Origin of the sequence: Brevundimonas staleyi, from assembly GCF_041893865.1 — a bacterium.
Classification (GTDB): Bacteria; Pseudomonadota; Alphaproteobacteria; order Caulobacterales; family Caulobacteraceae; genus Brevundimonas; species Brevundimonas staleyi.
The window spans coordinates 2,342,379-2,355,079 of record NZ_CP169082.1; the positions used below are offsets into that span (position 1 = coordinate 2,342,379).

The following is a 12,701-nucleotide window of genomic DNA, read 5'->3' on the forward strand; positions in this document are numbered from 1 at the left end:
CGTTGCACACTCAAGAAGGCCGCTGCTATAGGCCCGCCTCCCGAGCAGCTGTTCCGCGGTAGCTCAGTGGTAGAGCAGCCGACTGTTAATCGGCTGGTCGTAGGTTCGAATCCTACCCGCGGAGCCACTTGGCTGTCTATGATGTTGAATTTATGGACAAAAACACAATGCGGAGCCATCAGCCCGCACAGTGCATTGATTTGTTTGGCAAAATCCAGCCTCACGCGCTCTACCCACCAGCCAGACACGCGCTAGGCTGATTTGAGATGGCGCAGCGATGTCTCAAATCCGAAAGATCGCCTGACGACTGCGTGTCGCGTCTCCAGACGCGGCTTCAACAGAGCAGCCGCAGCCTCGGACGCCACGATGGCCCCCCATCGCGCCGCCCATCTACGCGGACCCGACGTAGCCCTGAGACGCCGTTTGGAGACAGCCCCAAGAGGCATAGTAAGGGCCGCCTGGCTGTCGGGGTGCTAGCTCAAAGATGTCGAACAGGCCTCTCGCCGCTCGACAGGCGGCCCGTCTCACATGGTTCCCTCTATCGCTGGCTGGGCCGGGCCGCCTTCCTTTCAAGGACATCTGGATGCGCGCTCGGGATCGTGAGGAATGGTTCTGGATCGCGATCCTCGTGATCGCTTTTTCCATCATGATCGCCCAGACGATCTGGCCGTGGATCGCGCTGCTGATGAACTGGGCGTCTGAAGCCGACGAAAATCCCCATGCGCTAACCTATGTAAGTGGCGAGGGCGGTGGAAACTGACACGTCGCTGATATGCAGCCGCACGCCTTCAACGAGAATTCTGTTCGGGACGAGCCGGTCAGTTGGGCCTCCGACACCGCGCCGGACAACGTCGCTTTAGCCGCGCTTCTCCGGGTGGGGCCGACGCGTCGTTGCGAGTTCGCCGACGGTCATGTCATCGAGCCCGACGCCCGGGTCGTGCGGATCGTCCTGGGCGGAGGACTGGGTCGGTTCGCGGAACCCGATCATTTGTGCGTCGCCTGGGCGGGTCCGGGGCGCACGCAGTTCGACTTCGCTTCTAAGGAAGACCACGACGGCCCCGTGCTTCAGGCCATCGGAGCGACAACCGTGTTGTTGGTGGCCAAGCAGACGCTCCACGAAGGACTGGGCGAACTGGCGACGCAGCGTTGGCTCTGCCGCGCCGGCGAGATCGCCCGCAAGGCGGCCGAGGAGGAGGCCGCCTGTATCGGATTCCACGCGGCCGAGAACCGAACAGCCAAGTGGCTGCTGCGTCTTCAACCCGAGCCGGGCAAGCCGGTCAGCGTCACCCAGGAACGGCTGGCCCAGATCCTCGGCATCCAGCGAACCAGCGTGAACACGGCCATGCAAAACCTGCGTCATCGCGGGCTCCTGCGTTGTCGCCGAGGGAAGGTCGGGATCCTGGACCTGCCGGGCCTTCGGCGGGCGGCCTGCGCCTGTGATAGGGTGGACATCGGCGCCGCGGATCGCGCCGACGCGTTGTACGCCTGAACCGCCGCCATGGCGGGCGACATGAAGCTCCCGGGAGAGCCGTGGATGGACGACGAAACCCGGCCACCCAGAACCGAAGCCGTGCTGTTGAACCTCCAGCACCGCATCAAGAATCTCGTCTCCGTGATCCGCAGCGTGGCGCGCCGCACGGCGGAGGGCAGCGCCGACGTCGAGACCTTCCAGGCGCGGTTCGACGGCCGCCTCGCGGCCCTGACGCGCACCTATTCCGCCATGGCGCGAACGACGAGCGGCCAGATCGATCTGGAGGAACTGCTGCGTGACGCCCTGATCGACGCCGCGCCCGGGGCCGACGTCTGGACCCTGGATGGTCCACGCGTCGCGTTGTCGGGACCGCTGGCCGAGACCCTTGCCCTGATCGCTCACGAACTGGCGATGGAAGCGTCGCTGGCCGGTCTCGCCACCCAGCCGGACGGACGGCTGGACATTCGCTGGCGGGTCGAACACGGCCGGCTCGCGCTGGACTGGAGAGAGGGCGGACTGGCGGGTCGCGCTGCGTCGTCGGATCGCGCCTTCGTCGAGGAACTGCTGTTCCAGGCCCTGCCGTACCAGTTCAACGGGCTGGGAACGCTGGAGACCGGCGCCGAAGGCCTGATCTGCCGGATCGAGGCGCCCCTGCCGGACGCGCCCTCGCCATGAACGGTCCGGTCATTATCGCCCGTCGCCTGTCCGCTCTCGCCCCGCTGGCCGCCGAGACGGTCGCCCTGCTGGAAAGCCTGTCGGACATCCGTCAGGCGCCGGCAGGATCGGAAATGGTCGCCGATCAGGCGGCGCTGCGCCCCCGGTTCCTGATCAACGGCTGGGGCGCACGGGTGAGGTTCCTGGCCGACGGCCGGCGCCAGATCTTGAGCTTCGTCCTGCCCGGCGACGGTCTGGGCCTGTGCGAGCGGCCCAACCCCATCGCCCTGACCCCCGTGGTCGCCATCACCCCGGTGCAGTGGGTGGAGGCGGACCGGATCGCGGCGGCGGCCTTCGGCGGCGATAATCCCGATCTCGAGGACGCCCTGCATATCGCCGCTGCCTTGGACGAGGCCTGTCTGCTGGATCACGTGGTCCGGCTGGGTCGCCAGACGGCGCTGGAGCGCCTGTCGCATCTGTTTCTCGAACTGCGCGACAGGCTGACGCGGGTCGATCTGGTCCAGGATCAGGCCTTCGCCTTTCCGGTGACCCAGGAACAACTCGCGGACGCGGCGGGTCTCAGCGCCGTCCACGTCAACCGCACCCTGCAGAGCCTGCGCAACGACGATCTGATCGAATATCAGCACGGCCGTCTGCGCCTGCTGCGCCCTGCCCTGCTGGAGACGCTCGCCGACTATCGCGCGCCGATGGTCTCGGGCTGGACCTCCGCCCGGCACGGCGCCGACGGCCATCGCGCCCCTTTCCTCTCCGGACACAATCCATGACCGCCCGCCCGCCCAGTCATCCGCGCGTTCTGGTGGTCGAGGACGAGTACATGATCGCCGCCGACCTGCGGGTGGCGCTTCAGGCCGAGGGCGTCGAGGTCGTCGGCCCCGTCTCGAACGTCGCAGCTGCTCGCACCCTGCTGGAACAGGCCCCGGTCGATCTGGCGATCCTCGACGTCGATCTGGGCGGAGAGGTGGTCTGGCCCCTGGCCGACGAACTGATGGCCAAGGGCGCGCCGATCCTGCTGGCCACCGGCTACAGCCGCTCCGCCCTGCCGAAGCGCTACGCGGCCCTGCCTCGCTCCGAGAAGCCGACCGACGTCATACGGATGGTTCGGGAGATGTTGCCCTGAACGACATACCCCCCATACCCGAAAACAAAGCCATGGCCCGGCTGCGGGAAAGCGAAGCGCGTTACCGGCAGCTCTTCACCGCCATGGAAGAGGGATACCTCGTCGCGGACGTTCTGTTCGATCCGGCCGGCAAGGCGGTGGACATCGAATACGTCGAGGCCAATCCGGCGGCGATACGGATGGTGGGCGCGGACCTGACGGGCCGGCGACTGCGCGAGGTCAGCGCCGACTACGAGGACTACTGGTTCGAAATCTGGGGTCGGGTCGCCGTGAGCGGCCAGCCGGAACAGGCCGAACGTTGGGCCGCGCCGGAAGGCCGTTGGTACGAGTTCAACGTCTTCAAGCTGGAGCCCGAAAACGCCGACAGCCGCCGCGTCGCGGTGGTGTTCCGCGACGCCACCCAGCGCCGAGTGGCGGAGACGGCGCTGCGCGAAAGCGAGGAGCGACAGGCATTCGTTCTCGAATTGAGCGACGCCCTGCGACCGCTGACCGATCCATTCGCAATCCAGCACACGGCGATGAAGCTGCTCGCAGAGCGGCTGGATGTCATGCGCGCCGGTTATCTCGACGCTCAGCCCGATCAGGACACGATGATCATGGCCGCACATTTCGATCGCGGCGCACCGTCGACCCCCGAGAGCGTACGCCTGTCCGATTACGGCCCCGCGCGGGCTGCGGGATTCCGCGCCGGGAATACTCAAGTTTTGCACGATGCCTTCGCCGAATCCGAGCCCGAAGAGCATCGGAACGCGCACCGCGCCATCGACGTTGGCGCCTGGATCATCGCGCCGTTGATCAAGAACGGCCGTCTGAGAGCCATCGTCGGCGTCGTGAACGAAACACCGCGCGACTGGACCCCGATGGAGGTCGATCTCGTCAGCGACATTGCTGCAAGAACCTGGGAAGCGGCAGAGCGCGCGCACGCCGAGGCGGCGCTGCGCGAGAGCGAGGCACGTTTCCGCGCCATTGCTGAGCAGACGGAGGCCGGCGTCGCTACGGCCGACCGGGAGGGCCGCCTCATCTGGGTGAACGACCGTCTCGCAGAGATCGTCGTGCGACAGCCGGACGATGCGATGCGGCTTTCGATCCAGGACTACACCCACCCCGACGACTGGGCGGAGAACGAGCGCCTGTTCCGCCGGATGATCGAGGACGGCGTCCCGTTCGTGTTGGAAAAGCGCCTGGGTCACCCCGACGGCGGGACCCGCTGGAACCGCGTGTCCGTGAGCCCGCGCCGCGACGCCAGCGGGCGCGTCGTGGGTGGAATTGCAGTGGCGATCGACATCTCCGACCGCAAGCAGGCCGAGGAGACGCTGCGCGAGAGCGAAGAGCGGATGCGGCTTGCCATCGCGGCGACCGGCCTCGGCACCTTCGACTGGGACCTCGCGACCGATCGGGTCGTCGTGAACGCCCGCTTCCGCGAGATCGTGGGACTGCCCGCTGGCGGCGAGGTGATCGCGTCCGCCATGATGGACGGCGTGGTGCATCCCGACGACCGCGACTGGGTGGACGCCCGGATCGCGGCGGCCATGGATCCCGCCTCCTCGGGCGCCTACGAGTTCGAGCACCGGGCCGCCACACCCCATGGCGTGCGATGGCTCCTGACCTCCGGACAGGTCTACTTCGTCGGCGAGGGCGACCGCCGCCGTGCGGTGCGTATTGTTGGCAACGACCTCGACATCACCGAGCGCAAGAAGGCGGAGGCCCGCTTGCGCGAGAGCGAGGAGCGACAGACGTTCCTCCTAAAGCTAAGCGACGCCTTGCGACCGCTGGCCGATCCCGAGGATATCCAGCACACGGCGATGCGGCTGCTGGGCGAACAGCTGCGCCTCAGCCGCGCGCAGTACTACACGGCTGATGAGACCGGCGAGTATCTGAGCTCGACCGGCGGGTATACGGACGGCGTGCCTGCGGCGGTGGGAAGCTTCCGGCTGATCGAGTTCGGGAAGTACGCCTACGATGGCTTCCATGCTGGCGAGACGCAGGTGGTGTCGGACGCGAGGACCGATCCGCGCATCAGCGAGGCGGTGCTGAAATCCTACGAGACGGTCGGCTTCCTCGCCTTTATCGGCGTCCCGTTCGTGCAACGAGGCCGGTTTCTCGGCACGGTCGCGGTGCATCAGGCGGGACCGCGACAATGGACCGAGTCTGAGCGGATCATGGTCGAGGAGACGGCCCAGCGCGCGGGGGCGGCGATGGAACAGGTGCGGGCGGAGACAGCGCTTCGCGAGAGCGAAGCGCGGTTCCAGCAGTTCGCGGCGGCGTCCTCGGGCGGTCTCTGGATCCGCAGCGCCGAGACGCTGAAGATGGAATATGTCAGCCCGGCGATCGGCACAATCTACGGCGTCGCCCCTGACGACCTGTTCGACGGTCTGGAGGCCTGGGCCAGACACATCGTGCCCGAGGATCGTGACATCGCCTTGGAACACATCCACCGGGCGCGCCAAGGCGAAGCCGTGGTGCACGAGTTCCGCATCCAGCGGCCCTCGGACCGGTCCTTCCGCTGGATCCGCGATACCGACTTTCCCCTGTTCGACGATCAAGGCCGGGTCCAGCGCATCGGCGGCATCGCCGAGGACGTGACCGACGCCCGGCTGGCCGTCGAGCATCAGGGCGTGCTCTTGGCGGAACTCCAACACCGGGTGCGCAACATCATGGCCATGCTGCGCTCGGTGACGGCGCGGACCGCCGACGGCGCCCGGTCGGTGGAGGACTATCGCACCCTGATGATCGGCCGACTGATGGCCCTGGCGCGAACCCAGACCCTGTTGACCCGTTCGGCCAACACGGGCGTCGAGATCGGCGAACTGATCCGCGAGGAACTCTTGGCCCAGGCCGGACACGAGGGTCAGTACGACCTGATCGGCCCCGAGGTGGTGATTTCGCCCAAGGCCGCCGAGGTCCTGTCCCTGGCCGTCCACGAACTGGCGACCAACGCCCTGAAGTACGGAGCCTTGGCCCGGAGCGACGGCACGGTGACGGTACGGTGGACCGTGGCGCAGCCGAACGGACAACCTCTGCTGCGGCTCGACTGGTCGGAACAGCGGTCGCCACCCGCCGACTGGTCGCCGCCGACTAGGTCCGGCTTCGGCAGCCAACTGATCGAACAGCGCGTTCCCTATGAACTCGGCGGGCGCGGCAAGATCGAGGTTCGGCCCGAGGGCGCCCGGGCCTGGATCGAGTTCCCGCTGAGGTCGGGCGACAGCATCCTGGAAACCGACGCCCCATTGCGGACCAGCGTCTTCGGAGGATCGATGGACATGACCGGCGAACCCAGCCTTTCGGGCCTGACCGTCCTCGTGCTGGAGGACGAATTCTACCTGGCCCAGGATGTCTCCTCAGCCCTGCGCGGCGCGGGCGCCGAGGTCCTGGGGCCCTTCCCGACCGAGGCCGCCGCCCTCACCGCCATCGGCGACCGCAGGCCCGACGCCGCCGTGCTCGACATCAATCTGGGTTCCGGGCCGTCGTTCGAGGTCGCTCGTGTCCTCCGGGGCGATATCGCTGTCCTGTTCCTGACCGGCTATGACGCAGAGGCCATCCCGGCTGAGTTCGCCGAGGTTCCGCGCCTGCAGAAGCCCATCGAACTGCGCGAGGTTGTCCGGTCTCTGGCGAGGATGTCAGCCCCCTCGTCCTGAGAGACCGGACGCGCCGCCTCACATCGCGTCCAGCAAGGCCTGCGCCCGATCGCGGTGCGCGGTGACCTTGGGGATGATCTCCTGGGCCAGGGCCGCCAGCTGGGGCGTTCCGGAACGGTCGCTGAACCCACTCAAGAGGGTCAGGGCCTCGTTGTGGGCCGCGACCTGCTGGCTCAGGTAGATCCGCTCGAAGTCGGCGGGTGCGGCGGCGTTCAGATTGTCGATCAACCCCTGACGCCGCTGATCCAGCGCCGTCGGCAGGGTGACGCCCGCCGCCTCGGTCGGGGCGATCGTCTTCAACCGGTCGGTCGAGGCCGTGTGATCGCGTTTGATCATGTTCGCCAGTTCTGTTGTCCCGGCCGAGACGGACTTCGACAGGGCGATATCCGCCGCCTGGACCTCGTACATGTCCGACGTCGCCAGGGCGGTGACGAAGCCCTCGGTCGTGTTGGCTCCGAGCGTCGCGGCGGAAGTCTGGCCCACGGCGCCGGACGCGGCGTCCTGGGTCGCATCGACGGCGCGCGTGGCGCTCTCCTGCGCCTCCTCTGAGCGGCTGCAGGCGCTCAGCAGCGCCAGGGCTGCTACGCCGGCCATCAGGGTTCGGGTCATGGTCTGGTCTCCTTCTTGAAAGTGTCCCCGATCTCGCTCGCTTCAGGCCCGTCCGGCCCCGCGCTGCGCCGGGCCGCGCGACCGACTCGCTCGACATCGGCGTCGTCCTGGCCCGGCTCCGGCTTGCCGCCGGGCGCCGCGCCGTTCCGCCGACGGCCCTCGCTTTGCTTGGGATCGTCCATCACCGCCTTCCGCCCAATTCGCGTTGCACGTCGTCCGGGCGCTCGCCCACCCGCTCCACAGCCAGGCGCACCGCACGCTCCGTGACGCCGAACAGGATCGCCCACCGCCGGACGTCGTCGTCACAGCCCAGCAGCACGCGGTCGCTATCGGCCTTGATGGACTGCTCGACGATCACAGTCGCCCCATGGGCAGACCGCCGCCATAGGTGGCGTAGTAGTCCGCGATCTCGCTCCGCCAGGTCTCGCCCGCCCCCAAGGTTTCCAACTGTGCCTGATCCAGCGAAGGCGCGGCGAGAAGCTGGGCCTTGGTCAGCGGAACGACATAGCCGCCCTGTTCCGTGTCGTAGTCCAGCACCGACCAAGGCACGGGATGCAGCCGCTCCCCGATCCCCAGGAAGCCGCCGAACGACATCAGGGCGTAGCGGACCTCGCCGGAGATCTTGTCGATCGACAGGTCGTCGACATGACCCAGGGTCTCACCGTCCCGGTTCTTCACGGGCGTGCCCTTCACCCGGCTGGCGAAGATCAACGGATGCGAGACGGCCGTCATGACTGGGGGCCGTCCGGCGGCGGCGACTGGGTCGGTTCCGGATCGGGCATCGTCGGATCCGGCGTCTCGACCGGCGGAGGAGGGACCGGCGGGTTTCCCGGCATGGCGTCAGACGGCGGCGGAGCGGCCAGGAACTCGGCCTCCGTCCAGGCGATGATGACGCCTTCGTTGGTCACGACCGCGCCCGCCATGGCGGCGGTCCGGACCCGACCGTCGGCCGTCTGGACGCGCAGGACCTGAGCCGAGCCGCCGGGATCGGCCGCCACGACGCCCAGGGCCGCGCCGTCGGAGGAAACGACAGGCGTGCCGACGGTCGGCTCCATTCCGGCCTCTTGCGGCTGGGTCTGCTGCGGGGCCATCGGCGGCGGCTGAACCGCGTCCTGCGCCACGACGACGCCCGGCGTCACGGCGGTCAGCGCCAGGGTGAGGATGAGGGTCTTCATTGGAGGATCTCCCTTTCTCAGATCTGGGTTTCCGCGCCGGCCGCACCGTGCTCGGGCCGGCTCGAGAAGCGCAGATTGTTCTGGACGTGACGGACACCGGACACGGCGTCGGCGCAGTCCTCGGCCCGTCGTTTGGCGTGTCGGTCCTCGACCGTGCCGGTCAGGGTCACTTCGCCTTCGCTGACCTGGACGGAGATATCCGTCGCATCGACGTTGCCGTCGTCGGCCAACCGATCGTTGACGTCCTCGCGGATGCGATCATCGGAGCGGACGTAGTCCTTGGGACCGCGACCGCGATGCCGGCCAGGCGACCGGAAGGATCGGGTTTCCCACTCACGACCCTGGCGATAGGGATCATGATCGCCGGTCCAACGCGAGCCATAGCCGTCGTTCGACGCCGAGAACTGATCATCATAGCCGCCATAGGTGCGGTCGGCTCCACCGCCGCTCTCGGTCCAGCGCGAGCGGCCCTGCCAGCCCTCGACGCCTTCCGCCCGCCCACCGTCGGTGCGGTCGCGCGAGCCGTCGCGCCAGCCCGTGTCATGATCGCGATGAACGCCGACATCGTAGCGGGAGCGATCCCGGTCGAAAGGCGGTTGATAATCGCTCGATCCGTAGCGTTGACGGTCCATGGCGGTGTCTCCCTGTTCGGAGGGGCAACCGCGTGGAGATGTCGGTGGTTCAGACTGAAATGGCGGTCAGACCGTCAGAGCGGCCGCTTGGGCGAAGAGTCGCCCTGAAAGACCGCCCACTATTCAACGGCCGCCCAGGCGAAAGGTCGGGAGCCGGACCCGGATTTCACGTTCGCGTGGCGGGAGGCCCTATCGATGAACCCCACGCCGGCCAGGCCTCGTGACGGAACAGTCGGGCGCGTCGGCTCGCTAAGGCAATCCCCACGCCAAATCGACGGACATCCCCGCCTATGCAGGATCCCCGCTATCAGTACCCTCGCCCTCCTTTTCCTGCCCAGCCTCAAGAGCCTCCAGGTCTGGCCGACCGCATGGACCCGCGGCCTGACCACGGCGAGCAGACCTACAAGGGATCAGGCCGGCTGACCGGGCGTCGCGCACTCATTACCGGAGGCGACAGCGGCATCGGTCGTGCGGTCGCCATCGCCTACGCCCGTGAAGGCGCGGACGTCGCCATCGCCTATCTGCCGCAGGAAGAGACCGACGCCGACGACGTCATCACCCTGATCGAGGCCGAAGGTCGAAAGGCTCTGGCCCTGCCCGGCGACATCACCCATCCGGACTGGTGCAAGGCCCTGGTGTCGAAGACCGTGGAAGCCTTCGGCGGTCTGGATATCCTCGTCATCAACGCTGGTCACCAGCAGTTCCGCGAGGGCGTGGAGGAGGTCTCGGACGAGGACTTCGACCTCACCTTCAAGACCAACGTCTACGCCATGCACTGGATCTGCCGCGCCGCGCGACCGCATCTCGAACCCGGCGCGGCCGTCATCACCACCGCCTCGATCCAGGCCTATGAGCCGTCGGAAATCCTGCTGGATTACGCGACCACCAAGGCCGCGATCGTCGCCTACACCACGGCCCTGGCCAAACAGTTGATCAAGGACGGCGTGCGCGCCAACGTCGTCGCGCCGGGCCCGTTCTGGACCGTGCTGCAGCCCTCCGGCGGCCAGCCGATGGAGAAGGTCCAGAACTTCGGCGCCCACAGCGCCTTCGGTCGTCCGGGTCAGCCGGTGGAGATCGCGCCGGTCTACGTCCATCTCGCCTCGCAGGAGTCCAGCTTCACGACCGGCGAGGTCTATGGCGTCACCGGAGGCGCAGGCATCGCCTGACCTGATCCGCTCGCGGCGGAACAGCCTGAGCCTTTGCGTCGTTGCGATCCGATGACGTTCAACGACATCCCCGGATTCGTCGCGCCCCTGTTCGCCGCCGTGCTGGCAGGTGGCGCGATCGGGCTGGAACGCGAATGGCGAGGCCGCGCGGCGGGCCTGCGAACCCATATCCTCGTCTGCCTGGCTTCCGCCCTCCTCATGGAAGTGGCGGTGATGCAGGGCCTGTGGCGCTTTCTGCCTCTGTCGGGCGCGGATATCGTCAGCGATCCCGCCCGGATGGCGCATGGGGTTCTGACCGGCATCGGCTTCCTGTGCGCCGGCGTGATCTTCCGCAGCGGCTTCTCGATCCATGGCCTGACCACGGCCGCGTCACTCTGGATCACGGCCGCGATCGGTCTGGTCTTCGGCGCCGGCCTCTACGGGCTCGGCGCGCTTGCAACCGCGCTGACGGGCGTGGTGCTGGTCACGCTCAGGCTCGTCAGCGCGCGGCTGCCTCAAACCTCCGTCGTGGATGCCAGCGTGGAATGGTTGCGTGACGACAGGATCGCAGAGACGCAGATCGTCGCCGCACTGGCCGACGTCGCTCATCGGCGTTCGGCCGAGCAGCACGAACTGATCGAGGGCGGCGCAAGGGTCCGGATGCGCCTTCGTTTGGGGAAGATGTCGCGAGACGATCTCGCCGAACTCGCACAGCGCCTGCGCGCGATCCCGGGCGTCGTGGGTTACGATCTCAATCCGCGCGACGACTGAGTTCCGTCGGCGGCCGGACATAGGAACGATCGAGACTGCGGACCCTTTGAGTTGACCCCAACCAGAGAGACCGCATGTCCATCCTCGACAAGATTCTCGGCCACGACGACCAGCCCCGCACGACGCCGGCCAAGCCCGACATCCCGATGCAGCATGTGCTGGATCACTTGGCCCGTCTGGGCGGCAAGCCGATCGAGACCCTCTCGCCGCAGGAGGCCCGTCTGCAGCCCACCCCGACCGATGCGGTCAAGGCGATCCTGGAAGAGACGATCAAGAATCAGGATCCGACGCTGGGCATCCAGACCCGTGACATCATGATCGACGGCGCGGCCGGCCCGCTTCAGGCCCGCGTCTATTCACCCAACCTCGACAGCGACGACCTCAAGCCCCTGGTCGTCTATTTCCACGGCGGCGGCTTCGTCATCGCCGATCTGGATGTCTATGACGGAGGCCCGCGCGGCGTGGCCCGCTTCGCCGACGTCGTGGTCCTGTCGGTCCACTATCGCCAGGCGCCCGAGAACAAGTTCCCCGCCGCCCACGAAGACGCCGTCGCCGCCTGGAAATGGGCCCTCGCCAACGCCCAGTCGATCGGCGGCGACCCGCAAAAGATCGCCGTCATGGGCGAAAGCGCTGGCGGCAACCTTGCCATCAACGTCTCCATGGCCGCACGCGACCAGGGCCTGACCGCGCCCAGGCATCAGGTGCTGGTCTATCCGCTGGTCGGCAATGACCTGACCAACGAGAGCTATGTCGAGAACGCGGACGCCAAGCCGCTGAACAAGCCGATGATCGAATGGTTCGTGAAGCACACCTTCAACGACCAGAGCGAGACCGCCGACCCGCGCGTCAACGTCGTCGGAGCAGCCACCCTGTCGGGCCTGCCGTCCTCGACCGTGATCCTCGCCGAGATCGATCCGCTGCGCACCGAGGGCGAACTGCTGGCCGAGAAGCTGGAGGCCGCCGGCGTCGAGACCCGCTCCAAGACCTTCCACGGCTCGACGCACGAGTTCTTCGGCATGGGTCTGGTCGTCCCCGACGCGGCCGCCGCCCAGACCTTCGCCGCGCACGAACTGAAGCGGGCATTCGGGACAGCGATCCTTCCGATCTGAGGCGTCGCAGTTTCCTGCTGAACTCCGGAAGGGCTCCGCATCGCCGGAGCCCTTTTCGTATGGATGTCCGTCTATCCGGGCGCTCTGATCAGTCCGACCCGGACCGCCATTTCATGATCAGGACGGCGCTGGCCATGACCAGTGCGCAGGCGTTGGCGAGGGCCACCGGCCAGACGCCCGCCAGCAGGCCGTAGGTGGTCCAGAGCACGAAGCAGCTCACCGTCAGGGCGTAGGTCTTCAGGCTGACCGAGGAGGCGTTCCGCTCTCGCCAGATCTTGAAGATCTGGGGCGCGAAACTGGCGATCGAACACAGGGCCGCCGCGCCGCCGATCAAATCGACGGGCGACGGCGTCAACGGCGCC

16 protein-coding genes and 1 tRNA gene are annotated in these 12,701 nt (G+C 67.5%); 10 read left to right on the forward strand and 7 right to left on the reverse strand.

Going from position 1 to position 12,701, the window contains the following annotated elements; genetic code table 11:
• The first annotated feature begins 52 nt into the window (after window positions 1–52).
• The 7 genes from ACETK8_RS11875 (at window position 53) to ACETK8_RS11905 (ending at window position 6,898) form a co-directional block, all read left to right on the forward strand.
• Window positions 53–127: transfer RNA gene (locus ACETK8_RS11875), tRNA-Asn, on the forward strand.
• A 456-nt stretch (window positions 128–583) separates the two neighbouring features.
• Complete coding sequence (locus ACETK8_RS11880) at window positions 584–760, forward strand: hypothetical protein (RefSeq protein WP_374036135.1); 177 nt, start codon at window positions 584–586, stop codon at window positions 758–760.
• Window positions 761–772: 12 nt separating this feature from the next.
• Window positions 773–1,489: a Crp/Fnr family transcriptional regulator gene (locus ACETK8_RS11885; protein ID WP_374036136.1), complete on the forward strand. Its 717-nt coding sequence runs from the start codon at window positions 773–775 to the stop codon at window positions 1,487–1,489.
• Between the two features lie 45 nt (window positions 1,490–1,534).
• The gene (locus ACETK8_RS11890) at window positions 1,535–2,146 is read left to right on the forward strand and encodes an HWE histidine kinase domain-containing protein (protein ID WP_374036137.1); all 612 of its coding nucleotides are present in this window, start codon (window positions 1,535–1,537) and stop codon (window positions 2,144–2,146) included.
• On the forward strand, window positions 2,143–2,910 hold the full coding sequence (locus ACETK8_RS11895; RefSeq protein WP_374036138.1) for a Crp/Fnr family transcriptional regulator: 768 nt from the start codon (window positions 2,143–2,145) through the stop codon (window positions 2,908–2,910). The genes ACETK8_RS11890 and ACETK8_RS11895 overlap by 4 nt, the downstream gene beginning before the upstream one ends.
• Window positions 2,907–3,263 carry a response regulator gene (locus ACETK8_RS11900; protein WP_374036139.1) on the forward strand — a complete coding sequence of 119 codons (357 nt, stop codon included), beginning with the start codon at window positions 2,907–2,909 and terminating at the stop codon, window positions 3,261–3,263. The genes ACETK8_RS11895 and ACETK8_RS11900 overlap by 4 nt, the downstream gene beginning before the upstream one ends.
• 32 nt (window positions 3,264–3,295) lie before the next feature.
• Complete coding sequence (locus ACETK8_RS11905; RefSeq protein WP_374036140.1) at window positions 3,296–6,898, forward strand: PAS domain S-box protein; 3,603 nt, start codon at window positions 3,296–3,298, stop codon at window positions 6,896–6,898.
• A gap of 18 nt (window positions 6,899–6,916) precedes the next feature.
• On the opposite strand, the gene ACETK8_RS11910 is transcribed toward ACETK8_RS11905, so the two are convergent.
• Genes ACETK8_RS11910 through ACETK8_RS11935 form a run of 6 tightly spaced genes read right to left on the reverse strand, consistent with a single transcriptional unit; the run spans window position 6,917 to window position 9,314 of the window.
• Complete coding sequence (locus ACETK8_RS11910; RefSeq protein WP_374036141.1) at window positions 6,917–7,507, reverse strand: DUF4142 domain-containing protein; 591 nt, start codon at window positions 7,505–7,507, stop codon at window positions 6,917–6,919.
• Window positions 7,504–7,689 (reverse strand): hypothetical protein, encoded by a 186-nt coding sequence (locus ACETK8_RS11915; protein WP_374036142.1) that lies wholly within the window; start codon window positions 7,687–7,689, stop codon window positions 7,504–7,506. The genes ACETK8_RS11910 and ACETK8_RS11915 overlap by 4 nt, the downstream gene beginning before the upstream one ends.
• A complete protein-coding gene (locus ACETK8_RS11920; protein ID WP_374036143.1) occupies window positions 7,689–7,865 on the reverse strand; it encodes a DUF3606 domain-containing protein in 177 nt (58 codons plus the stop codon). The genes ACETK8_RS11915 and ACETK8_RS11920 overlap by 1 nt, the downstream gene beginning before the upstream one ends.
• Complete coding sequence (locus ACETK8_RS11925; RefSeq protein ID WP_374036144.1) at window positions 7,862–8,239, reverse strand: PRC-barrel domain-containing protein; 378 nt, start codon at window positions 8,237–8,239, stop codon at window positions 7,862–7,864. The genes ACETK8_RS11920 and ACETK8_RS11925 overlap by 4 nt, the downstream gene beginning before the upstream one ends.
• Window positions 8,236–8,682 (reverse strand): hypothetical protein, encoded by a 447-nt coding sequence (locus ACETK8_RS11930; protein WP_374036145.1) that lies wholly within the window; start codon window positions 8,680–8,682, stop codon window positions 8,236–8,238. Before ACETK8_RS11930 ends, ACETK8_RS11925 begins: the two co-directional genes overlap by 4 nt.
• A 17-nt stretch (window positions 8,683–8,699) precedes the next feature.
• Window positions 8,700–9,314 (reverse strand): BON domain-containing protein, encoded by a 615-nt coding sequence (locus tag ACETK8_RS11935; RefSeq protein ID WP_374036146.1) that lies wholly within the window; start codon window positions 9,312–9,314, stop codon window positions 8,700–8,702.
• Window positions 9,315–9,604: 290 nt separating this feature from the next.
• Here ACETK8_RS11935 and ACETK8_RS11940 point away from each other — a divergent pair, with 290 nt between their 5' ends.
• The 3 genes from ACETK8_RS11940 (at window position 9,605) to ACETK8_RS11950 (ending at window position 12,339) form a co-directional block, all read left to right on the forward strand.
• Complete coding sequence (locus ACETK8_RS11940; protein WP_374036147.1) at window positions 9,605–10,480, forward strand: SDR family oxidoreductase; 876 nt, start codon at window positions 9,605–9,607, stop codon at window positions 10,478–10,480.
• A 51-nt stretch (window positions 10,481–10,531) separates the two neighbouring features.
• On the forward strand, window positions 10,532–11,230 hold the full coding sequence (locus ACETK8_RS11945) for an MgtC/SapB family protein (protein ID WP_374036148.1): 699 nt from the start codon (window positions 10,532–10,534) through the stop codon (window positions 11,228–11,230).
• A gap of 74 nt (window positions 11,231–11,304) precedes the next feature.
• On the forward strand, window positions 11,305–12,339 hold the full coding sequence (locus ACETK8_RS11950) for an alpha/beta hydrolase (protein WP_374036149.1): 1,035 nt from the start codon (window positions 11,305–11,307) through the stop codon (window positions 12,337–12,339).
• An 88-nt stretch (window positions 12,340–12,427) separates the two neighbouring features.
• On the opposite strand, the gene ACETK8_RS11955 is transcribed toward ACETK8_RS11950, so the two are convergent.
• The gene (locus ACETK8_RS11955) at window positions 12,428–12,694 is read right to left on the reverse strand and encodes a SemiSWEET family sugar transporter (protein ID WP_374036150.1); all 267 of its coding nucleotides are present in this window, start codon (window positions 12,692–12,694) and stop codon (window positions 12,428–12,430) included.
• Window positions 12,695–12,701: the final 7 nt, after the last annotated feature.